Genomic DNA, 24,737 nt, shown 5'->3' on the forward strand with positions numbered 1-24,737 from the left:
CCCTGCCCGGCTGACATGAAGGTACGTCGCTAGACTCCCCGGCACAAACGTGGACAATACCCCTCAGCACGTCACGTGCGCAGTGCACACCAAGATGCGCCAGAGGAAAGAAATGCCGGCTGCCTTCCCGTCGTCCCCACCCACTATCCCGACCGCTCCCTTGACCGCCGAGATGCGCGATGCGTTGCGCGCGATCGTGGGCGAGAAGGGATTTATCGAGGACGAGCACGGCAAGCAGCCGTTCGTGACGGACTGGCGCGGATTGCTGGTCGGCGGCGCTGGCGCGGTCGTTCGTCCCGGTAGCACCGAGGAAGTGTCCAAAGTGGTCCGGCTTTGCCATGAGCAAGGCGTCGCGATCGTGCCGCAGGGCGGCAACACCGGCCTGATGGGTGGGGCAACGCCCTGGCCTGCGCACAACGGCATCGTGTTGTCGCTCGGCCGCATGAACCGCATTCTGGAGGTCGATCCCGTCGGCTATTCGATGACGGTCGAGGCCGGCTGCGTGCTGCAGACGCTGCAGGAGACCGCGGCCAGTCACGACAGGTTCCTGCCCCTCAGTCTTGGCGCGCAGGGCTCGTGCATGATCGGCGGCAATCTGTCGACGAACGCCGGCGGCGTGCAGGTGCTGCGCTATGGCAATGCCCGCAATCTCGTTCTGGGGCTCGAAGTCGTGTTGGCCAATGGCGATGTCTGGGACGGACTGCGTGCGCTCAAGAAGGACAACACGGGCTACGACCTCAAGCATCTGTTCATGGGCGCCGAAGGCACGCTCGGCATCATCACCAAGGCCGTGCTCAAGCTATGGCCAGCGCCGAAGGACGTCTGCACCGCGTGGCTGGCGATCCGCGATCCGCGCGCAGCCCTGGAGATCCTATCCGAAGCGCACGCAGCGTCCGAGGATAATGTCGGCTCTTGCGAGCTGATGAGCCGCAGCGCCATCGACATGGTGCTGCGTCACATTCCCGGCACACAGGATCCGCTCAAGGCGGATACGCCATGGTACCTCCTGCTCGAATGGTCGTCCGCGCGCCCACGCCGGGACGGGACTGAGGGCATGTCCGAGAAGATGCAGCAGTTTCTGGCCGATCAGCTCGAAGCCGGCCGCGTGCTCGATGCGACGATCGCGCACACGATCAGTCAATCGCGCAACATGTGGCGCATCCGAGAGGGCGTCGCCGAGGCCTCCAGGGCCGAGGGACCGGGGCTCAGCTACGATGTCTCAGTGGCGATCTCCAGGATTCCGGAGTTCATCGACAAGGGGCTCAAGGCCGTGCTCGGCATTCTCCCGACCATTCGCCCCTATCCGCTGGGGCACATCGGCGACGGCAATCTGCATTTTTCGTTCATGGGGCCCAAGGGCATGGATCAGCAGACGCTGATCCAATACAAGGGCGCCATCACGCGGGCCGTGAACGATCTCATCACCTCCATGGGCGGCTCGATCTCGGCGGAACACGGCATCGGCATCGACAAGCTCGACGAGCTCAGTCACTACCGCTCGAAGACCGAGCTCGACATCATGCGCACGATCAAGCGCGCGCTCGATCCGCAAAACATCATGAATCCCGGCAAGGTGCTGCGGCTGTGACCGGTGATCAACAGGTCTTCTGCTGCAAATGCTGGACGCAGGTGCAGGTCGACGTCGCCGGATATTTCACGTCGTAATAGGGAAAGCTCGAGGTGGCCGGGCTGTTGGTCGAACAACGCGGGAACAGATAGTAGCTGTCGGACAGCTTCACGGTGCCGGCGATGGTGAAGCCGAGGTTGGGCGCATAGTCGTAGGACACCTCACTCAGAATGAGCGAGATGTTGGCGTTGCTGGTACCGCTCGGCGCGGTAAACGATGACAAGGTCATCTGCTGACCGACGGTTCGCGCTCCCGAGGAACTCGTCGACTTGCTCCACTGCACCGTCGCCTTCCCCGTGCTGTCGGTCGACACTTCCGAGACCGTGATCGTCATCAAGGAGGTCGAGCCGTTCTTGGTAGGATATGGGGCCATGATGGCGGTCGCCGCCGCGAGAATACCGTCCATCTGAGACGACGTCACCGCCGTGTTCTGCGTGATCATGTCGGCGACACTGTGCGCGGTCGCGCTGACCTTGACGTTCATGGCGAGGCCGTTGCCGAGCTCGACACCGCCGACATAGAGCACCAGCATGAACGGCGCCACCATGGCGAACTCCGTCGCTGCAACGGCGCGGACATCGGTCAACAGGTGCCGGGCGCGATACGACAGGGCGGCGATCATCAGGAAGCTCCTGGCTCGTTCTGGAACGCGGCGGACGACATGATCAGCCGGTTGCCGTTGCTGAGGTTCGAGAGATTGAAACCGAGCGGCCCGAGCACGACCGGCCACACATACATGACGCGGAGAACGACGATGTCGCCGGCGTCGCCCGGATCGTACTGCCAGGTATTGGTGACGTTGCCCGAGCCGTCGAAGGTCAGGGTCGGCATCGCCGTGTTCGCGGACGTCCATGAAGTCGCCACCTGCATGTCGACCATCAGGCCGCTGCAATTGAACAGGATAACGATCTGATCGCAGACCTTTTGCTTGAAAACCGCCTGCGTCATCTTCGCGGACTGAACCTGCCCGGTCATGACGAGGCGCGCCGACTGGCGCACGACGGATTCGAGCATCTGCTGGGCGAAGAAGACCAGAAACGTCTGGAGGAGCGCGATGATGAGCGCGAGGAACGGCGCAGCGACCAGCGCGAATTCGACGGCCGTGGCGCCCCTCCTATCCCGCGCGAACGCGGCGCAGCGATTGCGGCGGCTCTTGGTTGTTGCGGCGGGGCCAATCATGGCGCTTCTTCTCTACTGCACGAGGCTGGCTGTGCTGGACGCGACTTTGAGGAAAAGGTTGGTCAGCGCCGCGGAAATGTCGCCGCCGGTCTGAACGCTCGCGTACAGACCGGGCGAGGCGCATGATTCCAGCCGTTGCGCGATCGTACCCGTGGACGAGGACGGATTATTGAATTGCGCGATGCGCGTGTTGTACCAGTTGTCGGTCGGCAGCTGCAGATACTCGGTGTAGAGAACCGCGATGCGAATGCCGCGGTTCTTGATCGTCGTGCATGCCGCGGTATTGAGCGGCTGCTGGCAGCGCACTTGCGTGGTGCCGACGGTTGGAAGCGGATAGGTGGCATTCGGATCGCAGCTTGCAGTCTTCGGGATCAGCTTGTCTTCAACCCCGTCGGTCACGAGGAACACCACCTCCTGCGGCGTATCGCCGGCTTGGTTGGTGCCGCTGCCAGGGGCGGGCATGACGCCGTTGACGCCTGTCAGCCCACCTGAGATGTCCGAGCCGTAGTCGGTGGAGCAATTGCCGTAAATGACGCAGTTCTGGTGATCCACCGTCATGAGCTGAATGTTGCCGATCATCGTGCCCGCGGTCGTGGGGGTCGTCAGCGTCTGGATCGTGTTGAAATTGTAGTCGAAGGTGTAGATGGCGGCCTTGTAGGTGGTGTTGTTGAGCGCCGCCATGCACTGCATGACGCCGCCCGAAACACCCGATTGCGGGCACGACCAGGGCCCCACGAGCAATTGCTTGACGGCATTGGTCACGAGATCGATTCGCAATGTGATGTTCTTATTGCGTGCGACGGTGAGATTATCCTTGTTGGTTGAACTCGGGTTTTGGTTATTGGGATGGACTTCGTGACAGGCGAACGCGCAGTTTCTCGCGTATGAAGGCTGACTGCTCGTAGCAGCGATCATGTTGTTGATGTCGGTCTGCGTCGCTGCGATCGCCATCGACGGCGAGTCGTCCAGCAGCAGGTAGAAATTCATATTGGGCGCGCTCGACGCCTTCGCCGTCGCCGAACCGGCCACCTGCCAGGTCTGCTTGCCGAGGACGCCGGGGAAATTATTGATGGACTCCGCGGTGTAGGACACCGTGATGGTCCGCGCGAGACCGGAATCGGTGACAGTGACCGTTGGCGTCGGGACCGCCGACAGGCCGGGAAGATTCGCCTTCGCTGCGAAGACGGCTTCCGCGGTCGCCCTGACCACGGACGTGTCGGTCTGCGTCAGCATCGCCGGCCGCACGGCTGCGATCGCGGCGGCGTCGGCGGCTGCGTTCAATTGCTCGCGCTTGCGCAAGGCCAGCGTGTAATCCAGCGTCATGCCCAGGAGAAAGATGGTCGGGACCATCATGAGCGCGAAGATAATGGCGACGTTGGCCTTCCGATCTCTGGCGAAACGGAGCACTACCCGGCGGAGCATGACCTTCATCCTGATTGCCGCGTAGCGGCAAAAATACTTCCTGAAATCCCGTGATGGACGAGGCGCAGCATTCCTCACGCCGACCCCCGCGCATCGCAGGCCGGAATATGGATTTGGCCTTCTTAATCAACACTTACGTGCAATCCACAAACATGGACTGCGACAAATTGAGATGTCTCATATTGAGAAAGCATCATTAACGCCGCATAAACGCGATCATGGAGATTGCGGGCAGGAGCATCCGGACGGTCGGATGGCGGCATCCTGGCCTTAGCTGGGCGCATCTGGCCTGAGACGCGGAGGGCCCGCGGCTGCTCCGGCAAGCCGCTGTTAATCCCGGAAGAACGCTTGCAGCTCACTGGATCGCAGCAGCGATCTTTTCCGCCGACATCAGCACCGGGAAGTTGGTGTTGGCGCAGGGCACCACCGGGAAGATCGAGGCGTCGACGACCCGCAGGCCCTGCACGCCCTTGACGCGGCCCTGGTTGTCGACCACCACGAATTTCGGCAAAGTGTGACGGCTCTAGTTGAAGCCGGGCAATCCCGCCATCTTCTCAGCCGCGCGGGTTGACGACCGTGTAGCCCCGCAGCGAGCGCGCATGCATTCGCGTTGTGTGACCGCCCGAATTGGCGTCGTAGGCCATCCACATGTCGCCCCCGAGGTGCTGCTCCAGGACGAAGACATGCCCGCGCCGGGCCGCGACCATTCCCGGTGCCGGTGACGTACGCGGAAAGCGCAGCCAGTTCGCAGCGAGATTCAATTCCGGCACCACACGCCCGAACACGCGCAGAGCCGCGCCGCAGCCGCAGAAGGATGAGGGGCAACCGGCCGGCCGCCCTCCAATGATGCGCGTGCCGGAGACACTCGTCGCCGCGGCGCCGCCTGCGTCGGTCACTGTCAGTTGCGTCGAGCGATAGGCTTGTAGTGAGGATCTGGGCGTCCGCTCACGGCGGGTTTGGGAATACGAGAAGTCGCAGGGCATCGTGACGTTGCATTCAGGTGCTTGATGAATGCGATAGGGCCGGGCTTCGGAGGCAACGGAGCTAAGGGCAACGAAAAGGCACGCAGAAAGAACTGACTTGAACATTGCAGGGCTCCAAATTGTGAAATCCCCGCCCCGCAGCGAGCAACCAATAACAGTTTGGCTGAAATCGGCCTAAAGAGCGGCTGAAAGTGGTTGCATTTGCGGGCTGGCCTCCGCAACCGTTGTAAACCAGACGTAGCGGCCGGAACGATTAACTCGCAGAGAACGAATGGCGTATCGTCGAAACTGAGACTTGACCAATTGTGCATCAGCGACGGCTATGTCGCTGCAAACCGCGGTCAAGTGTCCCCAGCTAGCGCGCAGGCGCGTGGGGAATTTCCCATCGCTCGAGACGATCGATTGACGCTTGCCGTTCGTGCTGGCCCAGCCAAATCATGAGGAGGACCAGCGCGCCGGCGAGAGCGCCGATGCCGAAATACAAGCTCCTCATGCGCGACGAATGCGGCACGCCTGGAAAGGTTCCTCGCCCGACCGCTGCAATCACGGCTTGAGCGCTACGGCCTGATCGAAAAATTCTCCGGCGGCCCGGGCTTACGCAGCGGCTCGGCGAGGCGCGCGAACTCGCACAGCAATGATCGCGTCTTCCTGGGATCGATGATCTCCTCGACCCAGAACTTTTCGGCCGAGCGGAACGGCGAGCGCAGCTTGTTGAGGCGCGCTTCGATCTCCTTCAGCTTCGCGACCTTGTCCTCGGCCGCGTCGATATCGGCGCGGTAGGCGGCTTCGATGCCGCCTTCGAGTGGCAGCGAACCCCAATAGGCGGACGGCCAGGCGTAGCGGATCGAGAAGCGATCGGCGGGCTGATGCACGACGCCGGCGACGCCGAAGGCGTTGCGCAGAATCACCGTGCACCAGGGCACGGTGGTCTGGTTCACCGCGGCCATGGCGCGGACGCCGTGGCGGATGGTGGCGGCCTTCTCGGCATCGAGGCCGATCATGAAGCCGGGGCAGTCCATGAGATAGACGATCGGCAGGTGGAAGGTCTCGGCGAAGTCGACCCAGCGCACCACCTTCTGGCAGGCATCTGCGGTCCAGGAGCCGCCATAATGAAAACTGTCGCTGGCGAGCAGCAGCACCGCCCTGCCCTCGAGCCGCGCGAGACCGACGATAACAGGCTTCCCGAAATTCTTGGCGACCTCGAAGAACGAGCCCTTGTCGACGACGGCGTCGATGATCGGGCGCACCTTATAGACCTGCTTGCGGTTGCGCGGCACCGCGCTCAGCAGCGCTTCCTCGGTGCGCTCCGGATTGTCGGTGCAGGGCAAGGTCGGCGGCAGCTCGTACACCGAGGACGGCAGATAAGACAGGAAGCGCCGCGCGCAGGCAAAGGCCTCCTCCTCGGTCTCGACCGCGTGATCGATTGCCCCGGCGCGGGTCTGGATGTCGGCGCCGCCGAGTTCCTCCTTCGAGAGGTCCTGCCCCAGCGCCTTCACCACCGGCGGGCCCGCCACGAACATCGCGGACTTCCGGGTCATGATGGAATAGTGGCTGGCGGCAAGACGCGCGGCACCTAAGCCCGCGACCGAACCGAGGCCGAGTGCGACCACCGGCACGCGCGACAGATTCTCCGTCGTGTAGCGATACCAGCGCGTGCCGCCGATGCCGCCCGGCAGATTGGCCGCGCCCTTGGTCTCGATGGTCTTGACCGAGCCGCCGCCGCCGGAGCCCTCGACGATGCGGACGATGGGCAGGCGGAAGTCGTGCGCCATCTCCTCCGCCATCAGCGGCTTGGCCGAGATCGACGCGTCCGCCGAGCCGCCGCGCACCGTGAAATCGTCGCCGACCACGACCACGGTACGGCCGTCGATGCGCGCACGACCGAACACGCAGTTCGCCGGCGTCACTTTCTGCAGCTCGCCGCTGGAATCGTACTCACCGATGCCGGAGACGGCACCGATCTCGTGAAAGCTGCCCTTGTCGATCAGTCCGTCGATGCGCTCCCGAACAGTCAGCCGGCCCTGGTCATGCTGTCGCTTGACCTTGTCAACGCCGCCCATCTCCCGCGCGAAGGCTTCGCGCCGGGTGAGCTCGTCGAGTTCCGGCTTCCAGTTCATTCACTCCCTCCGAGTTGATCGGCTTGTTATTGTTGCGCACGGCCATTGCGACCGGCTTACGCGAGAGACGGTTGTTGAAGGCATCGCCCTCGGCGCCTTCCATCAGGCTGCCGAGCGAGCGGCCGAGCGTGAGCATCAACGGGGCGACTTCGTCATGCAGCCGCTGCTCGTCATACATTGCAGCCAGCAGGCCGATCGTGATGACGACGAAGGTCTGGTACTGCGGCGACCAGATCGGCACCGCGAGCCCGTTGATGTGCGGACTCCACAGGCCGCAGGCCACGACATAACCGCGCTCGCGCAGCGACTGCCGGTTGGCCTCGATGCGGGGCCTCAGGATCTTCGCAGCCTCGGGGGCCTCCCGCTCCATGTCCGCAATGAAGGCATCGCCGACCTCGGGCGCCAGTGCCGCGGTGTAGGCTGCGCCTGCCGCGGTCGAAGCCATCGAGATGCGGCTGCCGGTGCCCTCGTGTAGGCCGAGCGCGCTCGCCGAGCGTGCGAACTGGAGATAGACGAGATGGAAGCGATCGGGAACGACGAAGCCGACCGTGCCCGGAAGCTGCTCGGCGACTTCCTGAAGCCGCTGGCGGATCATGCTGCGCAGCTGAGCGCCCTTCATCATCGAGGCGCTCATCGCCACCGCGCTCGGGCCGATGCGATATTTTTGATCGCGCGGCAGGTAGACGAGCTGGCCCATCCGCGTCAGCGTGTGCGTGAGCCGCGACACCGTCGAGCGCGGCAGGCCGCAGCGATTTGAAATCTCGAGATTGCCGAGCCGCGCCTCGTGGCCCTCGAAGCATCGCAATACGTCGAACGCGCGCGACACCACCTGGATGACATCACCCTCACCGGCATCGCCAGCGAGGACACCTTGCCTACTTAACCGCTCCGATCGTCGTCCCATGTTCCCTACCAGCTTGTTTCGCTCTGCGGAATTAAATTCCACTTGCAGACGACGCTACCTCAGGCATTTTGCGACGACAACAAAAAGGCGATGGCATGCCAGAAATTAAGATCGTCACGGAGGTCGCGGGGCGCATCTGCGCAACTCCCGTGCAGGTTGGAGGAACCGTCGCAGATGGCGATGACGTTGTGGTCGTCGAAGCCATGAAGATGGAGATACCCGTGCAGTCGCCCGCGAGCGGCACGATCACGTCGCTTCTGGTGAAACTCGACGACGTCGTTGCCGAGGGACAAGCGATCGCGATCGTCGCAAACTGACTGCATAATCCCTGGACTCCGCGACATTCTGTCAGCCTGGTTTCTGCATTCGCGCTCCGGCGTTGCCATCGCGGATGCCCGGTGACATGATCCGATTCAAGCAAGAAGGTCTTCGCGCTTAAGCGAAGATGATGGAGGGAAAACATGCTTCGTGGGCTGCTCATGCTCGCGCCTGCCTTGGTGGCAGGCATTTCTTTTGCGTCTACACGCTATGCGTTCGCCGAGGATATCAAGCTGCCGGCGACATTGACGTTCACCGCCTATGACACCGGCACCGCCGGCTTCAACATCGCGGTCGGCGTCGGCAAGATGATGAAGGACAAATATGGCACCGACGTGCGCGTCCTTCCCGCAGGCAACGATGTCGCCCGCCTCGCGCCGCTGCGCGCCAAGCGCGCGGCTTCCGCGGCGATGGGATCGGGCACTTACTTCGCGCAGGAAGGCGTGTTCGAGTTCGGATCGAAGGAATGGGGGCCGCAGCCGCTCCAGATCCTGCTCTCGACGGTCGACTGCAATTGCGGCTCGCTCGGCGTCGCCGCCGACACCGGTGTGAAGGAGCTGAAGGACCTCAGAGGCAAGCGCGTCGGCTTCGTCGTCGGCTCGCCCGCGCTGAACCAGAATTCGCTCGCGGTGCTCGCCTTCGCAGGGCTGACGCAGAAGGACGTCAAGGCCGTCGAGTTCGCAAGCTACGGCGCGATGTGGAAGGGCCTGATCAACAACGATGTCGATGCCGCATTCGGCACCACCATCACTGGCCCCGCCAAGGAGGCCGAGACCTCGCCGCGCGGCCTGATCTGGCCGCCGCTCCCCGCCAAGGACAAGGAAGGCTGGGCACGGATGCAGAAGGTCGGCTCGTTCTTCTTCCCGCAGCTTGCGACCTGCGGCGCCGGCATCTCGCCGGAGAAGCCGGTTGAGCTCGGTAACTACCCCTACCCGATCTTTGTCGCCTACGCCTCGCAGCCGGCCGACCAGGTCTATGCGATCACCAAAGCGATGATCGTCAACTACGACGCCTACAAGGATTCCGCGCCCGGCGCCGGTGGTCTTGCCGCCGACCGGCAGACCAAGAACTGGGTAGTGCCGGTGCATCCCGGTGCGGTGAAGGCGCTGAAAGAGGCCGGACAATGGAGCGATGCGCAGGAGGCGCACAACAACAAGCTGATCAAGCGGCAAGAGGTGCTTGGCGCGGCGTGGGCGGCGTACGGCAAGTCCAATCCGCCATCGGATGACAAGGGATTCCTCGACGGCTGGATGAAGGCCCGCGCGGCAGCGCTCGCCAAGGCCGACATGCCGAATGGATTTGAGGAATAGAACGCGATGCTGTTGGGCTTGATCGTTGCCGCGCGGGAAGTGCGCTCCCTCTCCCGCTTGCGGGAGAGGGTTGGGGAGAGGGTGTCTCCACGGCGGGATTCCCCCAGAGGAGAAAACCCTCACCCGGCGCTGGCGCGCCGACCTCTCCCGCAAGCGGGAGAGGTTGAGCGAGCCCGCGACGCGATCGATGCAAAACAACACCCATTCGCATTAGCCAGCGTTCAATAGCCCACGCGCGGGATCGATGATGCCTTCTTCCACCTCCACCGGCCCGCAGGACGAGGCCAAGCGGATCGTGTTCGACGATCCGCACGGCGCCGCCGCCAACATGCAGGAGGCCGAGGTCACGCGCGTGCGCACGCTGCGCGGCGCCTGGCGCTGGACGCTGGTGGTTGCGACGGCGGCAACCATCCTGCTCTGCATCAACCAGCAATTCTCACTCCGCTTCTTCGTCGGCTACACCCAGCTCAACACGGAATATTTCTATCTCCTGATCGCGTTGATGCTGCCGTTCACCTTCCTGATCTTCCCAGGGACTGAACGTGCCCCGCTCGACCGCATTCCCTGGTACGACCTCGTCTTGTTCGTCGCGACCTTCGCGGCGGCGCTGATGCTGATGTCCAACGTGCGCAAGGCGGCTGAGGCCGGCTGGGAGTTCGGCGGCGCGCCCAACAGCGTGATCGCGGCGGGCCTCGTGATGTGGGTGATGCTGATGGAAGCGCTGCGCCGCACCGGCGGCTGGAGCCTGCTGCTGAGCGTCTTGCCCTTCACCGTCTATCCGCTGTTCGCCGAATCCAGCTGGCTCGGACCGTTCCGCGGCACCCAATCGACGCTCGAGCAAGCAACCGCCTACCACGTGCTCTCAGGCGAGAGCCTGCTCGGCATTCCGATCCAGGCTTTTGCCGACACCGTGATCGGCTTCCTGGTGTTCGGCACCGCGCTGATGATGACCGGGGCCGGAAAATTCTTCATCAACCTCGCCTTCGCGCTGTGCGGCACCTTCCGCGGCGGCGCGGCGAAGGTCTGCATCTTTGCCAGCGGCCTGCTCGGCATGATGTCGGGCTCGATCATCTCCAACGTGCTCACCGCCGGTACCATGACCATTCCCGTCATGAAGAAGAGCGGCTTTCGTGCATCCTATGCCGGTGCGATCGAGGCCTGCGCCTCGACCGGCGCGGTGTTGGCGCCGCCGGTGATGGGTGCGACTGCTTTCGTGATCGCGCAATTCCTCAATGTCAGTTACGCCGATGTCGCGCTCGCCGCGATCATTCCGGCGGCCCTCTATTACGTCGGCCTGTTCATGCAGGTCGATGCCTATGCCGCGCGCCACGGGCTGAAGGGGATTCCGCGCGCCGAGCTGCCCCGCATCATGGATACGATCAAGGACGGCTGGTACTACGTCTTCGTCATCGCGCTCCTGATCGTGATGCTGCTCTACTTCAAGCGCGAGAGCCACGCGCCGTTCTACGCCACCGCGCTGCTGCTGGTCCTCAACCAGTTCTTCTCCAAGGACACGCGCTGGACGTTTGCGACCATCGGCAAGTTCCTGGAGGTCAACGGCCGCACCTTCGTCGAGCTGGTCGGCATCCTCGCCGGCTGCGGCCTGCTGATCGGCGCATTCTCGATGACCGGCGTGGTGTCGAGCCTTGCCAACGATCTCCTGCACATTGCCGGCGACAACGCCTTCCTGCTGCTCGGCATGTGCGCACTCACCAGCCTGATCCTCGGCCTCGGCCTGACGACGACGGCCTGCTACATCTTCCTCGCCATCCTGGTCGCGCCCGCGCTGGAGAAGCTCGGGCTCAATCGCATGGCCGTGCACATGTTCATCTTCTACTGGGGCATGCTGTCGTCGATCACCCCCCCGGTCGCCATCGCCTCGTTCGCGGCCGCCGGCATCGCCGGCTCGCCGGCGATGAAGACCGGGTGGGAATCGATGTGGGTCGGCAGCATCATCTATTTCATCCCATTCTTCTTCGTGCTCAATCCGGCGCTGGTGCTGCAGGGGCCGAGCCCATACCTCGCCGGGCTCGGCCTGATGGGGCTTGCCGCGTTCGGCACGCTGTTCATCTGCGGCGGTATCCAGGGCTACCAGCCCTTCGTCGGCGACTTGCGCGGCGCTGGCGCGCTGGAATGGCCGATCCGTGTGCTGCTGGTGATCGGCGGCTTCGTGGTCGCGACGCCCGGCGGCGGCATCATGCCGCTGTCGCAGATGCAGGTGACGCTGCTTGGCCTTGCGATCCTCGCGCCCACGGCTCTGCTCGCCCTTGTCCTGGTCCGCCGGCAGACCATCGTGCCGGACGGGTTGCGCGCGCCCTGATTGCGTTGCACAAGTGAGGCGATGAAGCCGCTATCGCCCGCCGCCTCCGCCTGGACCCGCTCGAAACCGCCCTTGCTGCGGTTTCTGGACAATTGCCTCAACGAATTCTCGGCCGAGACCTCAGGCAGCGTAGCCGACTACATCCCCGAGCTAAGCAAAGCCGATCCTGCCCATTTCGGCATCGGCCTCGCGACGCTGGACGGGCATGTCTACGAAGTCGGCGACAGCCGGGTGCCCTTCACCATCCAGTCGATGTCCAAGCCGTTCGTGTTCGCGCTGGCGCTGGACCTTTTGGGAGCCGGCAAAGTCGAAAGCGCGATTGGCGTCGAACCTTCCGGCGACCCCTTCAACTCGATCCGGCTCAATGCCGAAAACCATCCGTTCAACCCGATGGTCAATGCCGGCGCGATCGCCTGCACCGGGCTGATCTACGACAGCAAGGGCGCGGACGCTTTCGAGCAGATCCGTCTTGCGCTCAGCCGTTTCGCCGGACGCGATCTCGCCGTCGATGAGGCGGTCCATGCTTCGGAAAGCCAGACCGGCGACCGCAACCGGGCCATCGGCTATCTCCTCAAGACCAACGCCGTGATCTCGGACAACGTCGCGGCCGTGCTCGACGTCTATTTCCGCCAATGCGCCGTGCTGGTCACGGCGCGCGACATCGCTGTGATGGCGGCGACGCTCGCCAATCGCGGCATCAATCCGGTGACGGGCGAACAGGTGCTGACGCCCTACGCGATCTCGCGCACGCTCTCGGTGATGACATCGTCGGGTATGTACGATTATGCCGGCGAATGGATCTACCGGATCGGCATCCCCGCCAAGAGCGGCGTCGGCGGCGGCATCCTCGCCGCACTCCCTGCCCGGCTCGGGCTCGGCAGCTATTCGCCCAAGCTCGACAAGCACGGCAACAGCGTGCGCGGCATCAAAGTCTGCGAGGCGCTGTCCTCGCACTACGATCTGCACATGCTCAACCGCAGCGACGACGCGCGCAACGCCGTCATCGCCGACTACGACATCGGCAAGAGCCCGTCGCGGCGCGTGCGCCGGCCGCAGGAGCGCGAGATTCTGGCGGCGCACGAGCAGGAGGTGCGGGTCATCGAGCTGGTCGGCACGCTGTCGCTGTCGGCCGTCGACTACATCTCGCGCCGGCTCGCAGGCCGGCCGCGGCCGCAATTCGTGATCTTCGATCTGCACCGCGTCACCTCCACCACGCGTGCCGGTGCGCGACTGATCGCCGAAGCCTTCGAAGAGCTCGCCGCCCTCAACGTCACGGTGGTGCTGTCGGGAGTCAGGCGCGCCTCCAAGGAATGGGACAGCTTGCGGGAATGGACGGCGGAGCTGAAGAACGTCCGCGACTTCTACCTGCTCGACACCGCGATCGAATGGGCCGAAGACCAGATCGTCTACCGCTATGGCGGCTCGATCAACTTCCACGAGACCACCGAGCTTGCCGAGCAGCCGCTGCTCGCGGGACTGAGCGAGGACGAGCTGACCAATCTCGCCGCAATCTGCACCGTCAGGAACTATCCGTCCGGCGCAAAGATCGTCACGACCGGCGACCTCGCCGATGCCGTGTTCTTCCTGCGCAGCGGCGCGGTCCACGTCACGCTGCCCGATGGCGTCAGGCTGGCAACACTCACTGCCGGCATGGCCTTTGGCGAGATGGCGCTGCTGGAGGCAACGCGCTCTGCCGACGTATTCGCCGACATGGCAGCGACCGTTTTCGAAGTACCTTTGAAGGATTTCGAGCGCTTCCGCGAGCAGCACCCGCGCGCCAGCGAGCGCATCATGCGCAATCTGGCCCAGCTATTGGCCGACCGTCTGATCGTAGCGAACGCCAAGGTGGATATTCTGACGTCGACGTGAGCGGTGGCCGAGCTCTTCACCTCTCCCCGACGGGGAGAGGTGACCGGGGCGTCCAGCTCACACTTGCCTCAGCGGCTCGCGGCCTCGCTCAGCCGCCGGTTGATCCTGGCTGCGCTGGTCTTGAGCACTTCGGACGGCTGCTGGCCGGTGGCCGCGCACAGGCACGCCCAGTAGTAGACGACGTCGCCGAGCTCATTGACGAGACCCGCCTGATCCAGCCAGCCGTCGCGGAGCAGCTTCTTGATGTGATCGGCGACCTCGCCGGCTTCGCCGGCAAGTCCGAGACCGAGATAGGACAGCCGCTCGTTGGACGGATGCTCTTCGACTTTCGCAATGCTCGCGGCCCAGGCCGCATATTCATCGATCGTCATCGGCATTCCTCGCCGCTTCTAATCTGATCAGCCCACCACTTCCGTCACCGGCTGCAGGTCGATCTCGAACGTCTCCAAGAATTTCGAGGTCATGATGTAGAAGCCGACCGAGAGCTGGAGCTCGATCAGCGCGGCCGGCGTCAGCTTCGATGCGATCGCCTTGAACGTCGCATCCGTCGGCTTGTTCAGTTTCACGATCTCGTCGGTGAAGGCCAGCGCGGCGCGCTGCACCTCGTTGAAGCAGCTCGCCGCCTGCCAGTTTGCGAGTGCCTCGTTCTGCTCGTCGGTGACACCGACATTCTTGCCGATGCGCTTGTGCGCGACGATCTCGTAGGGCGCCTCGCACAGGATGCCGGTACGCGTGATCGCAAGCTCGCGTACCACCGGATCGAGCTCGCCCTTGTGGCGGATGGCGCCGCCAAGGCGGCAGTACTGCTCGAAATAGCTCGGCGAGTGCGCCATCATGCGGAAAATATTGGCATTGCGGTTCTTGTCGAGGATTTCGCGGGTGCGGTCGGAGGCCTTGGACGGATCGCTGTACTGAATGCGGGCCATGATTTTCCTGAAGTTTTCCCGGAAGTTTGTCTCTAAAGTTTTCTTGGGCTTTTGATGCTTGTTGTCGTTGCCGGTGAGAGTTCCCCGAAACTCTATTCTTGCGCCGACGCAGGAGCAACATCATCGAGTCAAATTGCCGCCGCATTGCTGATCGACCCTGACACAGTCGATATTCGCCGCGTGGGGACAAATTGCGGTGGGTACTCGTGAGTGGGGTGTTTCGAGTAAAACAATTGGCCGTCTTTGCGCTCACGACGCAACGATGAGTCACGCCCAAGTCTAGGGAGAACAAGGCATGAAGGAAGCCACCAAGGGGGCGGCCTCGGGAGCGCTCGCGCATATGCTGGCGGTGACGGCGATGCTCGTCATCGCCAGCATCTTGTTCTACGGGCGTTGAGTTAAGCGTTTCAGAGTTTTCGTCATTCCGGGGTGGCCCTCGCACAGGCCAGGCCCAGAATCCCGTTCCAGGCTCGGTCCTTTGGACCGCCCCCGAATGACGAATCCCACTGCTCGTCCCTGTAGCCCGGATGAAGCGAAGCGCAATCCGGGAAATCCACCCGCGAGGTGAGAACCCCGGATTTCGCTGCGCTCCATCCGGGCTACAGCATCCAATCCCACTATCTCTCTTTGGTGAAGAACGGCACGAGCTTGCCGGCAAAGGGTTTGAAGCTCGCGGTGACCGAATCGCCGATGGCAAGCCCGTTCTCGCCATGCGCCATCATGCGAAAACCCTCGGCGCAATCGACCAGCAGGATGTTGTAGGGCACGTGGGCGCGCGTCTCGGGCGTCGCGGCGCGGCAGACCAGCGAGGTCGCATACACCCTGCCCTTGCCGCTGGCGCGCGCTTCCTGCGGATCGGACACGCCGCAGGCGGCGCAGAAGGCGCGGTGGAAATACTGCACATGGCCGCATGCGGCGCAGGTTTGGTAGGTGATGGCCTGTTCGCCCTTGGTCCAGTCGGCCAGACGCTCGCTCATCGCACCTGCTCCAGGAACATGCTGACATGGGACGACAGCACGCCGCCGTCGCCGTGCAGGAGCGCGACAGAGGCATCGCGCACCTGCCGATTCGCCGCCCGTCCCGTCATCTGCAAATGCGCCTCGACCAGATGCGCCATGGCGCCGCCGACGCCGCAATGGCCATAGCTGAGCAGGCCGCCATGGGTGTTCAGCGGCATCGCGCCGTCACGGCTGAAATGGCCTGATCGTACGCGGGCTGGAGCCTCGCCGCGGCCGGCGAGGCCGAGATCCTCCAGCAGCATCGCGAGCGTGATCGTGAAACTGTCGTAGATGGCGGCGTAGCGCACGTCGGAGATCGCAAGGCCCGTGGCCTCCTTGGCGCGCGCGATCGAGATTTCGGCGCCGAGTTCGCTGAGGCCGGGTGCGGCCGTAACATGCTGATGGGTATGGGCCTGCGCGCAGCCACGAATGCGCACGCCCGCCTCTCCGGTCCGCTCGCGACTGACGATGAACGCAGCTCCGCCGTCGGATACTGGGCAGCAATCCAGCAGCTTCAGCGGCATCGCCACCGGCTTGGAGGCCATGACGTCGGCGACCGTGATGGGATCGTGGAATTGCGCGCCGGGATGGGTGCGGGCGTGTGCCCGCATCAGCACTGCGAACTCCGCGAGGTCCTCTTCGGTCACGCCGTATTCGTGCATGTAGCGGGTGGCGACAAGGCCGTAATAGGCGGGAATGGTCGGGCCGAGCGGCACCTCGTAATCGGGATGGCCGACCTGCGCCAGCGCCTGGATCGAAGCGTCGCGGCTCTGGCCCGTCAGCCGGTTCTCGCCGGCGACGACGAGGACGTGGCGCGCGACGCCTGCCTCGACGAGATGATGGGCGAGCATCGTCATCGCGAGGCCCGTGGCGCCGCCAACCTGGACGGCGTGGGCGTAAGCAGGGCGGATGCCAAAGTGCTCGGCGAAGACGGTCGCCAGCATGATGTGCGGCGAGACCGTGGAGTAGCCGCAGAGGATGCCGTCGATTTCAGTGCGTTTCAGCCCGGCATCGTCGAGCGCGGCTTGCGCGGCCTTGCTCATCAGGTCGAGCGAGGATGAGCCTTCGTGCTTGCCGTAAGGCGTGAGGCCGACGCCGGTGATGAAGCTCATGAGCATACCCCTCCGTCGTCATTCCGGGGCGCGCCTTCTTGAGGCGCGAGCCCGGAATCCATCGTGCAACATGTTCCGAGGATAAATGGAATTCCGGGCTCGCGCTCCAAGTGGAGCGCGTCCCGGAATGACGGTTGGAGAGGCATCATCACCCCCTACTCCGGCGCTGGTCGCGTCACGCCATCGCGGATCATGGTTGCGATCTCGTCGGCGGAATAGCCGATCTCGCGCAGGATCTCCGCGCCATGCTCGTTGAGCCGCGGCGCGAGCCGCACCGGCTCGGCGTCCGTCTCCGACCAGCTCGCGGTCACCTTCATGCTGCGGATCGGGCCTTCCGTCGGATGCTCCACGACCGGGAAGAAATTCGTCGCCTCCAGATGCGGATCGTGCAGGATCGAGGCGAGGTCGTGCATCGGCATGACCGGTACGTCGGCCTTGGTCAAAAGCTCGATCCACTCGGCGGTGGTGCGCGTCTCAAAAATGCGCGCGAGCTCGGCATAGACGACGTCGATATGGGCAGCGCGGCCGGCGAAGGTTGCGAATTTGGGGTCGGCGCGCAGATCGTCGCGTCCCGTCGCCTCAAAGAAATTCTCCCACTGCTTGTCGTTGTAGACGATGACGCTGAGATGGCCGTCCGAGGTCTTGTAGGGCCTGCGGTCGCGCGAGAGGTGGCGGGCGTAGCCGCCCTTGTCGAGCGGCGGCTCATAGGTGAGCCCGCCCATGTGGTCACCCATGACGAAGCCGGCCATGGTCTCGAACATCGGGATGTCGACGCGCTGGCCGCGGCCCGTGCGGTCGCGATGCACGAGGCTGGCGCAGATCGCACCGACCGCAGTGAGGCCGACGATGCGGTCGACCAGCGCGTTCGGCACATAGCGCGGCACGCCGTCGCCGGTCTGCGCCATCAACGCCGGCAGCGCGGTCGCCCCTTGGATCAGATCGTCATAAGCGGGTTTTGCGGCATAGGGCCCGCCCTGCCCGAAGCCGAACACGCCGGCATAGACGAGACGTGGATTGATCGCGGAAACGACGTCGTAGCCGAGCTGAAGCCGCGCCATCGCCTGCGGACGGACGTTGTAGACGAGCACGTCTGCGTCCCTCAGCAACCGTAGCACGGCATCGCGCCCCGCAGGCTTCTTCAGGTCGAGGCAGATCGAGCGCTTGCTGCGGTTGGTGTTGAGGAATACCGGGCCCATGCCGGCGTGCCGCGTCGGGCCGATCAGGCGGGTGACGTCGCCGTCGAGCGATTCCACCTTGATGACGTCGGCGCCGTAATCGCCGAGCATCTGGGTCGCATAAGGCCCCATCAGCACGGTGGTCATGTCGATGACCTTGATGCCCTTCAGCGGCCCCATCGTTCGCTCCCGATTGCGCAGGGCTCAAGCGCCCAGCGATTTCGGTCCAGCTAACGGCAGTGTCGCCGCTCGCGCAAGGGCGACCGGCGTATGGCGGCATGCATCGCGCGGCGATATCGCCCGCTATTTCTTCTGGCGGGATTCGCGGATCTTGATGAGACGGTCGAGCTCGTCGTTCTGCTGATTGATGCGGTCGGCGATCCGCGACTCGTTCTGCTCACCCGAGGCGGCAGCGGCCTGCTCGATGAGCTGGCGGATGTTATCCTCGAGGATCGCGATGCGATCGTTGAGGGCATCCATCGACAGTGAAGTTTCGTAGTCCTTGCTCATGATGCTTTTCCCGCAAACCAACCAGGAGCCGTAGGGTGGGCAAAGCGAAGCGTGCTCACCATGATCTAGCGCAAGAAAGAAGGTGGGCACAGCGCATGGCGCCTTTGCCCACCCTACAGGACCGAGCTTACTTCAACGGCTCCAGCACGGAAACGTAATTGGCGACCGCCGCACCGCCCATGTTGAAGATGCCGCCGAGTTTTGCGTTCCTGAGCTGCATGCCCTCGGGAGCCTGTCCGGCGAGCTGCATCGCGGTCATCACATGCATGGAGACGCCGGTGGCGCCGATCGGATGGCCCTTGGCCTTGAGGCCGCCGGACGGATTGACCGGCAGCTTGCCGTCCTTGAGCGTCCAGCCTTCCTTGATGGCGCGGGCACCCTGCCCCCTCGGCGTCAGGCCCATGGCTTCATATTCGATCAGCTCGGCAACCGTGAAGCAGTCATGGGTCTCGACGAAGGAGAGATCGGAGAGCGTCACGCCCGCCTGCTCCAGCGCGCGCTGCCAGGCGACCGTGCAGCCCTCGAACTGAAGGATGTCGCGCTTGCTCATCGGCAGGAAGTCCTGGGCGTGGGCGGTGGCGCGGAAGCCGATCGACTTGCTCATGCCCTTGGCGGTCTCGGCGTCGGCCAGCACCAGCGCGGCGGCACCGTCGGAGACCAGCGAGCAATCGGTCCGCTTCAAGGGACCGGCGACATACGGGTTCTTCTCGCTCTCGGCCCGGCAGAAGTCGAAGCCAAAATCCTTGCGCATCTGGGCGAAGGGGTTGGCGACGCCGTTCTTGTGATTCTTGGCCGCGATCAGCGCCAGCGCATCGGACTGGTCGCCGTATTTCTGGAAATAGGAGCTGGCGATCTTGCCGAACACGCCGGCGAAGCCGCCGACCGTGTCCCCGTCCTCGGGCAGGTAAGACGCCTTGAGCAGGTTCTTGCCGATCTCCGGGCCCGGCGTGCGCGTCATCTGCTCGACGCCGACGACCAGCACGATCTTGGCCGCGCCTGCGGCAATCGCGCGCAGGCCCTGATGCACGGCGGCCGAGCCGGTGGCGCAGGCGTTCTCGACCCGGGTCGCCGGCTTGAAGCGCAGCTTGGGGTCGGCCTGGAGCACCAGCGAGGCGGTAAAATCCTGCGGCGAGAAGCCGGCGTTGAAATGGCCGAGCACGATCTCGTCGACATCGCCGGCCGATATGCCGGCATCCGCCAGCGCCTCATTGGCCACGCGGGTGACAAGGCTTTCGACGGTTTCGGTGTCGAACTTGCCGAACGGCGTATGCGCCCATCCGACGATGCTGGCGGTCATGGTCATTTCTCCCTGGGGTCTCTTCCTGAGTTAAGTCTTAGCCCAGGGATGGCAAGACTTCACGCGGCTTTCAGGGCTTTGAGGGTGCGCTGGCAGATGGCAGTTATGCCGGCCCAGTTCCCGGCCCTGATCTCGGCCGTCGGGCACAGCCAGGAACCGCCGACGGCGACCACATTGGGCTCGGCGAGCCAGGTCGCTGCATTGGCCTCGCCGACCCCGCCGGTTGGGCAGAACCGCACGTTCGGGAACGGGCCGCCGAGGGCGCGGAGGCCCTTGATGCCACCAGCCTGCTCGGCCGGGAAGAATTTGGCGACGTCGAACCCCTGCGCCAGCGCCATCATCAGCTCGGAGGCGGTGGCGATGCCCGGCGCGAACGGCAAGGCGCTGTCGGCAGCGGCCTTGAGGAGATCGGGGGTCAAGCCCGGGCTGATGCCGAACTTGACGCCGAGCTTCTCGACGCGGGTGAAGTCGGCCGGACTGAGAATCGTGCCGATGCCGACGACCGCCTCGGGCACTTCGGCCATCATCGCCCTCGCCGCCTCGATCGCTACGGGGGTGCGCAGGGTCACCTCCAGCGTGCGGACGCCGCCGGCGACCAGCGCACGTGCCAGCGGCACCGCATCCTGGATACGCTCGATGGTGAGGACGGGAATGACGGTCGCCGCCTTGAACAGCGCGACGAGGTGATTCTGTTGGGCACTGGTGGTCATCGTTGTTGTCGCTTCTTCACTTGGTCGCCTGGCGTGAGGCCGCCGGGCGATGCCGCTTCTTCGGCGGCATGGCATAGCCCGGAATGATGGCGCCGGGATAGCAGATCACGAGGCTGGCGAGGCGATGCCCGGCCTGGGCGGCCTCCACCGGCTCGGAGCCGGCGAGCCGGGCGGCGATGTAAGCCGCGGCAAAGCTGTCGCCGGCGGCCGTGGTGTCCACCACCGGCTTGGTCATGGGCTCGGCGCGGACCTCCTGGGTAGCCCCCGGAAGGCGCAACAGGCTCACCGGCTCGGCGAGCCGGAACACCAGCTCCGGAGATGGGATGCGGGCCATCAGCTGCTCGTGGCTCTCGCCGGGATAGAGCGCGAGCAGGTCCTCGGTCGAGGTCAGCACGATGTCGGCGGCCGCGAAGGCCGCGGCAAACACCTCGCGCGCGACATCGCGGTCCGGCCAGCCGCGCGCGCGAAAATTGGTGTCGAACACGAAGCGGGTGCCGAGCAGGCGCGCGCGCTTGATCGCCGCGAACAGGCGCTCGCGCCCGGGCGCGTCGTAGATCGAGAGCGTGATCGCGGAGAGATAGACGATGTCGTAGCTCATCAGCGAGTTGAGGAGTTCGTCGGTCTCCGGCAGGCTCATCAGCTGGCGCGCCGCCGCGCTGTCGCGCCAGTGGAAGAACTGGCGCTCGCCTTTTGCATCGAGCTGGATCATGTAGAGGCCGGGCAGCTTGCCCGGCAGCCGCACGACGCGCCTCGTGCCGACGCCCTCGGCATTCCAGGCCGCGATCATCTCATCACTCAGGGCGTCATCACCGAGTGCGGTGAGATAGTCGACCTTGACCTCGAGCCGCGCCAGGTACACCGCCGTGTTGAGCGTGTCGCCGCCGAAGCCGCGCGAGTACAGGCCGCCGCCCTGCCCTTGCGCCGCGGACGATCCGGTGGAATGTCCGCCCTGGGCCTGCCGGAGCTCGACCATGCATTCGCCGATGCAAGCAACGCTCGCCATCATGTGACCCGCTCAGTGCGCGATCAGGCGACGAAATTGCCGCCGAGCTCGTCTTCGATGTGAATGCGGATGATGTCGTCGAAATTCTTCTCGGCGGTGGTGAAGCCGAGCTCGCGCGAACGCTTCGCATCGAAATTGCGCGGCCAGCCGCCAACGATGCCGACGATGAAGGGATCCGGCTCGCGCTTGATGCGTGCGGCGACCTTCTCGCCCGCAACGCGCTTCAAGGCCGCAATCTGCTCGCCGACCGTGGCCGACAGGCCCGGCATGGTGAGGTTGCGGCGCGGACCGACCGTGGCAAGGTCCATGGTGCCGGCGTGGAGCAGGAAGCCGACCGCGGAACGTGGCGTCGCGTGCCAGTGGCGGACGTCCTCGGACACCGGGAGGATCGCTTCCTTACCGGCCAGTGGCTCGCGCAGGATGTTGGAGAAGAAGCCCGATGCTGCCTTGTTCGGCAGGCCCGGGCGGATGCAGATGGTCGGCAGGCGGATGCCGATGCCGTCGAGGAAACCGCGGCGCGAATAGTCGGCGAGCAGGAGTTCGCCGATCGCCTTCTGGGTGCCGTAGCTGAGCAGCGGGGTGTGGAAGAACTCGTCGCCGATGGCATCGGGGAACGGCGCGCCGAACACCGCGATCGAGGACGTGAACACCACGCGCGGCTTGTAGCCACCGCCGACGAGCCTGATCGCATCCAGCAGCATCCGCGTGCCGTCGAGGTTGATCCGATAGCCCTTGTCGAAATCGAGCTCGGCTTCGCCGGAGACGATCGCAGCGAGATGGAAGATCACGTCGGGGCGGCCGGCGATCAGCTTTTCGGCCGCGCCGGGCACGGCGAAATCGCCCGAAACGGTCTCGACAGGGAAGCCGGCCTTTTCCGGCTTCTTCGGCTCGACCACGTCATGCATGGTCAGCCTGGTGATGTCGCTCTTGCCGAGCCGACCGTCGCGCAACAGCCGTTCACAGAGTTTGCGGCCGACCATGCCGGCGGCGCCCAGAACCAGAATGTGCAAGAGCCTACTCCTTCTTATTGGCCGGAGCGCGCCGCTCCTGACGCGTTCTCGGCAAGCCCCGCGATCACTCCTTCACGGCGCCGGTCATCGCCGACACATAATGCTCCACGAAGAAGGCGTAAAGGATGACGAGCGGCAGCGAGCCGGCCAGCGCTCCCGCCATCAGCGAGCCCCAACGGTAGATGTCACCATCCACGAACTCGTTGACGATCGCGACCGGCACCGTCTTGTTGCTGGTCGACTGCAGGAAGGTCAGGGCGTAGATGAACTCATTCCAGCACAGCGTGAAACAGAAGATGAAGGCGGAGATCAGACCGGGGATTGCGAGCGGCACGACGATCTTGATCAGGATCTGCCAGCGGCTCGCTCCGTCGATCAGTGCGCATTCCTCGAGCTCGAACGGGATGGTCTTGAAATAGCCCATCAACAGCCAGGTCGAGAACGGGATCAGGATCGTCGGATAGGTCAGAATCAGCGCCAGCGGCGAGTCGAAAAGACCGTACTGATACACGACGGTGGCGAGCGGAATGAACAGGATCGACGGCGGCACGAGATAGGCGAGGAAGATCAGCCCCCCGACGAGATTGGCGCCCTTGTAACGCAACCGCACGATAGCGTAGGCCGCGAACACGGATGCGACGATCGAGAGCACCGTGGCGCAGATCGCCACGTACATCGTGTTCCAGAGCCAGTGCGGATAATAGCTCTCGAACAGCAGCTTGTGGAAATGCTTGAAAGTCGGATTCCAGGTCCAGAACGGATTGTACTTGTCAAGGTCGAGCAGCTGCTCGTCGGGCTTCACCGAGGTCAGCGCCATCCAATAGAACGGGAACAGCAGGATGAAGACGATGATCGCCAGCGGCAGATAGAGCGTCACGATCCTGCGTGGCACCGACTGCAGATAGCTCATGCCCTCGCTGTGATCGGCCGTAGGCGCCGAGCCCGACAGCACGTTCTTGAGATCGATGGATCTGGTGGGCAGGTCAGTCATTGCTCTCTCCCTGCTGCCATTTCCGGCGCTGCAGGCCGAACCAGGAAACCATGATCGCAGCGAGCAGGAATGGAATCATGGCGCTGGAGATCGCGGCCCCCTCGCCCAGCTGCCCGGCGATGATCGCGCGCTGGTAGGACAGGGTTGCCATCAGGTGGGTGGCGTTGACCGGGCCGCCGCGGGTCATTGCCCAGATCAGCTGGAAGTCGGTGAAGGTGAAGAGCACGGAGAAGGTCATCACGACAGCGATGATCGGCGTCAGCAGCGGATAGGTGATGTACCGGAAATTCTGCCAACGCGTGGCGCCGTCGAGCGTTGCTGCTTCATAGAGCGACGGCGAGACGGTCTGCAGGCCTGCGAGCAGCGTGATCGCCACGAACGGCACGCCGCGCCAGATATTGGCGAAGATCACGCAAATGCGCGCCCAGGTCGTGTCGCCGAGGAAGTTGATGTTCTGGCTGATCAGGCCGAGATGCCTCAGCGACCAGGAGATGATCGAGAATTGCGAGTCGAAGATCCACCAGAAGGCGAGTGCCGAGAGCACGGTCGGAACGATGAAAGGGACGAGCACCATCGCGCGCAGCATCGCCTTGAAGGGCATGTGCTCGTTGAGCAGCAGCGCGAGATAGAGCCCGATCGCGAATTTGAGAGCGCTGGCGACAAAGGTGTAGAGCAGCGTATTGAACACCGACAGCCAGAAGATGGAGTCGTCCCAGAGCCACTCGTAGTTCTCGGTGGCGACGAAGTGCCCGACCCTGCCGATGCGCGTGTCCGTGAAGGACAGCCAGATGCCGAGCCCGAGCGGATAGGCCAGGAAGAAGATCAGGAACGCCATGGCCGGCACCATGAACCAGAAGCCGAGCCAGTTACGATTGTGTTTGAGCTGGGTCCAGGCGCTCGCCTCGCTCATCTGAGGCTTGGCCCGGGGAATTGCGACATCAGCCATGCCCGATATC

At 64.1% G+C, this 24,737-nt stretch carries 23 protein-coding genes and 1 pseudogene; 5 read left to right on the forward strand and 19 right to left on the reverse strand.

Annotated elements, in window-relative coordinates; all coding sequences use genetic code 11:
• Positions 1-112: 112 nt before the first annotated feature.
• Positions 113-1,588, forward strand: a complete 1,476-nt coding sequence (locus ACNJX8_RS24690; RefSeq protein ID WP_439357087.1) for an FAD-binding oxidoreductase — start codon at positions 113-115, stop codon at positions 1,586-1,588.
• Between the two features lie 7 nt (positions 1,589-1,595).
• Here ACNJX8_RS24690 and ACNJX8_RS24695 read toward each other — a convergent pair whose 3' ends face one another.
• From ACNJX8_RS24695 to ACNJX8_RS24725, 7 genes and pseudogenes are all read right to left on the reverse strand, one after another.
• On the reverse strand, positions 1,596-2,249 hold the full coding sequence (locus ACNJX8_RS24695) for a TadE/TadG family type IV pilus assembly protein (protein WP_439357088.1): 654 nt from the start codon (positions 2,247-2,249) through the stop codon (positions 1,596-1,598).
• Complete coding sequence (locus ACNJX8_RS24700) at positions 2,249-2,806, reverse strand: TadE/TadG family type IV pilus assembly protein (RefSeq protein ID WP_128934381.1); 558 nt, start codon at positions 2,804-2,806, stop codon at positions 2,249-2,251. Before ACNJX8_RS24700 ends, ACNJX8_RS24695 begins: the two co-directional genes overlap by 1 nt.
• 12 nt (positions 2,807-2,818) lie before the next feature.
• Complete coding sequence (locus ACNJX8_RS24705; protein WP_164934469.1) at positions 2,819-4,228, reverse strand: TadE/TadG family type IV pilus assembly protein; 1,410 nt, start codon at positions 4,226-4,228, stop codon at positions 2,819-2,821.
• Positions 4,229-4,583: 355 nt separating this feature from the next.
• Positions 4,584-4,724 (reverse strand): annotated as a pseudogene (locus tag ACNJX8_RS24710) (GMC oxidoreductase); the annotation flags it as partial.
• Between the two features lie 58 nt (positions 4,725-4,782).
• Entirely contained in the window at positions 4,783-5,316 is a 534-nt protein-coding gene (locus ACNJX8_RS24715; RefSeq protein ID WP_439357089.1) for a hypothetical protein, read from the reverse strand.
• A 452-nt stretch (positions 5,317-5,768) separates the two neighbouring features.
• Positions 5,769-7,328, reverse strand: coding sequence for an acyl-CoA carboxylase subunit beta (locus tag ACNJX8_RS24720; protein ID WP_439357090.1), 1,560 nt, complete (start codon positions 7,326-7,328; stop codon positions 5,769-5,771).
• The gene (locus ACNJX8_RS24725; RefSeq protein ID WP_164934467.1) at positions 7,258-8,232 is read right to left on the reverse strand and encodes an IclR family transcriptional regulator; all 975 of its coding nucleotides are present in this window, start codon (positions 8,230-8,232) and stop codon (positions 7,258-7,260) included. Before ACNJX8_RS24725 ends, ACNJX8_RS24720 begins: the two co-directional genes overlap by 71 nt.
• A 95-nt stretch (positions 8,233-8,327) precedes the next feature.
• Here ACNJX8_RS24725 and ACNJX8_RS24730 point away from each other — a divergent pair, with 95 nt between their 5' ends.
• The 4 genes from ACNJX8_RS24730 (at position 8,328) to glsA (ending at position 14,049) form a co-directional block, all read left to right on the forward strand.
• Complete coding sequence (locus ACNJX8_RS24730; protein WP_128934384.1) at positions 8,328-8,549, forward strand: biotin/lipoyl-containing protein; 222 nt, start codon at positions 8,328-8,330, stop codon at positions 8,547-8,549.
• 144 nt (positions 8,550-8,693) lie between these two features.
• A complete protein-coding gene (locus ACNJX8_RS24735) occupies positions 8,694-9,860 on the forward strand; it encodes a TAXI family TRAP transporter solute-binding subunit (protein ID WP_439357091.1) in 1,167 nt (388 codons plus the stop codon).
• Positions 9,861-10,104: 244 nt separating this feature from the next.
• Positions 10,105-12,180 carry a TRAP transporter permease gene (locus ACNJX8_RS24740; RefSeq protein ID WP_439357092.1) on the forward strand — a complete coding sequence of 692 codons (2,076 nt, stop codon included), beginning with the start codon at positions 10,105-10,107 and terminating at the stop codon, positions 12,178-12,180.
• Positions 12,181-12,201: 21 nt separating this feature from the next.
• Positions 12,202-14,049: a glutaminase A gene (gene glsA, locus ACNJX8_RS24745; RefSeq protein WP_439357093.1), complete on the forward strand. Its 1,848-nt coding sequence runs from the start codon at positions 12,202-12,204 to the stop codon at positions 14,047-14,049.
• A gap of 68 nt (positions 14,050-14,117) precedes the next feature.
• On the opposite strand, the gene ACNJX8_RS24750 is transcribed toward glsA, so the two are convergent.
• The 12 genes from ACNJX8_RS24750 to ACNJX8_RS24805 form a co-directional block, all read right to left on the reverse strand.
• Positions 14,118-14,420, reverse strand: a complete 303-nt coding sequence (locus ACNJX8_RS24750) for a nucleoside triphosphate pyrophosphohydrolase family protein (RefSeq protein WP_164934466.1) — start codon at positions 14,418-14,420, stop codon at positions 14,118-14,120.
• Positions 14,421-14,447: 27 nt separating this feature from the next.
• Positions 14,448-14,975: a carboxymuconolactone decarboxylase family protein gene (locus ACNJX8_RS24755; protein WP_128946440.1), complete on the reverse strand. Its 528-nt coding sequence runs from the start codon at positions 14,973-14,975 to the stop codon at positions 14,448-14,450.
• 617 nt (positions 14,976-15,592) lie between these two features.
• A complete protein-coding gene (locus tag ACNJX8_RS24760) occupies positions 15,593-15,952 on the reverse strand; it encodes a Zn-ribbon domain-containing OB-fold protein (RefSeq protein ID WP_128938615.1) in 360 nt (119 codons plus the stop codon).
• The gene (locus ACNJX8_RS24765) at positions 15,949-17,085 is read right to left on the reverse strand and encodes a thiolase family protein (RefSeq protein ID WP_439357094.1); all 1,137 of its coding nucleotides are present in this window, start codon (positions 17,083-17,085) and stop codon (positions 15,949-15,951) included. The genes ACNJX8_RS24760 and ACNJX8_RS24765 overlap by 4 nt, the downstream gene beginning before the upstream one ends.
• 155 nt (positions 17,086-17,240) lie before the next feature.
• Positions 17,241-18,440 (reverse strand): CaiB/BaiF CoA transferase family protein, encoded by a 1,200-nt coding sequence (locus ACNJX8_RS24770; RefSeq protein WP_439357095.1) that lies wholly within the window; start codon positions 18,438-18,440, stop codon positions 17,241-17,243.
• Between the two features lie 123 nt (positions 18,441-18,563).
• Positions 18,564-18,770, reverse strand: coding sequence for a hypothetical protein (locus ACNJX8_RS24775; RefSeq protein ID WP_091888505.1), 207 nt, complete (start codon positions 18,768-18,770; stop codon positions 18,564-18,566).
• 127 nt (positions 18,771-18,897) lie between these two features.
• The gene (locus ACNJX8_RS24780; RefSeq protein WP_128934392.1) at positions 18,898-20,067 is read right to left on the reverse strand and encodes an acetyl-CoA acetyltransferase; all 1,170 of its coding nucleotides are present in this window, start codon (positions 20,065-20,067) and stop codon (positions 18,898-18,900) included.
• Positions 20,068-20,126: 59 nt separating this feature from the next.
• A complete protein-coding gene (gene eda, locus ACNJX8_RS24785) occupies positions 20,127-20,777 on the reverse strand; it encodes a bifunctional 4-hydroxy-2-oxoglutarate aldolase/2-dehydro-3-deoxy-phosphogluconate aldolase (protein ID WP_164934465.1) in 651 nt (216 codons plus the stop codon).
• Between the two features lie 16 nt (positions 20,778-20,793).
• Positions 20,794-21,780, reverse strand: coding sequence for a sugar kinase (locus tag ACNJX8_RS24790; RefSeq protein ID WP_439361972.1), 987 nt, complete (start codon positions 21,778-21,780; stop codon positions 20,794-20,796).
• Between the two features lie 23 nt (positions 21,781-21,803).
• Positions 21,804-22,790 carry a D-erythronate dehydrogenase gene (denD, locus tag ACNJX8_RS24795; RefSeq protein WP_128934394.1) on the reverse strand — a complete coding sequence of 329 codons (987 nt, stop codon included), beginning with the start codon at positions 22,788-22,790 and terminating at the stop codon, positions 21,804-21,806.
• Positions 22,791-22,854: 64 nt separating this feature from the next.
• Positions 22,855-23,781 carry a carbohydrate ABC transporter permease gene (locus ACNJX8_RS24800; protein ID WP_128934395.1) on the reverse strand — a complete coding sequence of 309 codons (927 nt, stop codon included), beginning with the start codon at positions 23,779-23,781 and terminating at the stop codon, positions 22,855-22,857.
• A complete protein-coding gene (locus tag ACNJX8_RS24805) occupies positions 23,774-24,691 on the reverse strand; it encodes a carbohydrate ABC transporter permease (protein WP_439361973.1) in 918 nt (305 codons plus the stop codon). The genes ACNJX8_RS24800 and ACNJX8_RS24805 overlap by 8 nt, the downstream gene beginning before the upstream one ends.
• Positions 24,692-24,737: the final 46 nt, after the last annotated feature.

The sequence above is a fragment of the Bradyrhizobium sp. SPXBL-04 genome (assembly GCF_051853035.1).
GTDB classification, from domain to species: Bacteria; Pseudomonadota; Alphaproteobacteria; order Rhizobiales; family Xanthobacteraceae; genus Bradyrhizobium; species Bradyrhizobium zhanjiangense.

Excerpts from the sequence above, each read along its gene's own strand:
- ACNJX8_RS24765 (WP_439357094.1), bottom strand. The coding sequence starts at position 17,085 with ATGAGCTTCATCACCGGCGTCGGCCTCACGCCTTACGGCAAGCACGAA.
- eda (WP_164934465.1), bottom strand. The coding sequence starts at position 20,777 with ATGACCACCAGTGCCCAACAGAATCACCTCGTCGCGCTGTTCAAGGCG.
- glsA (WP_439357093.1), top strand. The coding sequence starts at position 12,202 with ATGAAGCCGCTATCGCCCGCCGCCTCCGCCTGGACCCGCTCGAAACCG.
- ACNJX8_RS24800 (WP_128934395.1), bottom strand. The coding sequence starts at position 23,781 with ATGACTGACCTGCCCACCAGATCCATCGATCTCAAGAACGTGCTGTCG.
- ACNJX8_RS24750 (WP_164934466.1), bottom strand. The coding sequence starts at position 14,420 with ATGACGATCGATGAATATGCGGCCTGGGCCGCGAGCATTGCGAAAGTC.
- ACNJX8_RS24755 (WP_128946440.1), bottom strand. The coding sequence starts at position 14,975 with ATGGCCCGCATTCAGTACAGCGATCCGTCCAAGGCCTCCGACCGCACC.
- ACNJX8_RS24690 (WP_439357087.1), top strand. The coding sequence starts at position 113 with ATGCCGGCTGCCTTCCCGTCGTCCCCACCCACTATCCCGACCGCTCCC.
- ACNJX8_RS24695 (WP_439357088.1), bottom strand. The coding sequence starts at position 2,249 with ATGATCGCCGCCCTGTCGTATCGCGCCCGGCACCTGTTGACCGATGTC.
- ACNJX8_RS24700 (WP_128934381.1), bottom strand. The coding sequence starts at position 2,806 with ATGATTGGCCCCGCCGCAACAACCAAGAGCCGCCGCAATCGCTGCGCC.
- ACNJX8_RS24715 (WP_439357089.1), bottom strand. The coding sequence starts at position 5,316 with ATGTTCAAGTCAGTTCTTTCTGCGTGCCTTTTCGTTGCCCTTAGCTCC.
- ACNJX8_RS24730 (WP_128934384.1), top strand. The coding sequence starts at position 8,328 with ATGCCAGAAATTAAGATCGTCACGGAGGTCGCGGGGCGCATCTGCGCA.
- ACNJX8_RS24760 (WP_128938615.1), bottom strand. The coding sequence starts at position 15,952 with ATGAGCGAGCGTCTGGCCGACTGGACCAAGGGCGAACAGGCCATCACC.
- ACNJX8_RS24780 (WP_128934392.1), bottom strand. The coding sequence starts at position 20,067 with ATGACCGCCAGCATCGTCGGATGGGCGCATACGCCGTTCGGCAAGTTC.
- ACNJX8_RS24805 (WP_439361973.1), bottom strand. The coding sequence starts at position 24,691 with ATGAGCGAGGCGAGCGCCTGGACCCAGCTCAAACACAATCGTAACTGG.
- ACNJX8_RS24775 (WP_091888505.1), bottom strand. The coding sequence starts at position 18,770 with ATGAGCAAGGACTACGAAACTTCACTGTCGATGGATGCCCTCAACGAT.
- ACNJX8_RS24705 (WP_164934469.1), bottom strand. The coding sequence starts at position 4,228 with ATGCTCCGCCGGGTAGTGCTCCGTTTCGCCAGAGATCGGAAGGCCAAC.
- ACNJX8_RS24770 (WP_439357095.1), bottom strand. The coding sequence starts at position 18,440 with ATGGGGCCGCTGAAGGGCATCAAGGTCATCGACATGACCACCGTGCTG.
- ACNJX8_RS24720 (WP_439357090.1), bottom strand. The coding sequence starts at position 7,328 with ATGAACTGGAAGCCGGAACTCGACGAGCTCACCCGGCGCGAAGCCTTC.
- ACNJX8_RS24740 (WP_439357092.1), top strand. The coding sequence starts at position 10,105 with ATGATGCCTTCTTCCACCTCCACCGGCCCGCAGGACGAGGCCAAGCGG.
- ACNJX8_RS24725 (WP_164934467.1), bottom strand. The coding sequence starts at position 8,232 with ATGGGACGACGATCGGAGCGGTTAAGTAGGCAAGGTGTCCTCGCTGGC.
- ACNJX8_RS24790 (WP_439361972.1), bottom strand. The coding sequence starts at position 21,780 with ATGGCGAGCGTTGCTTGCATCGGCGAATGCATGGTCGAGCTCCGGCAG.
- ACNJX8_RS24735 (WP_439357091.1), top strand. The coding sequence starts at position 8,694 with ATGCTTCGTGGGCTGCTCATGCTCGCGCCTGCCTTGGTGGCAGGCATT.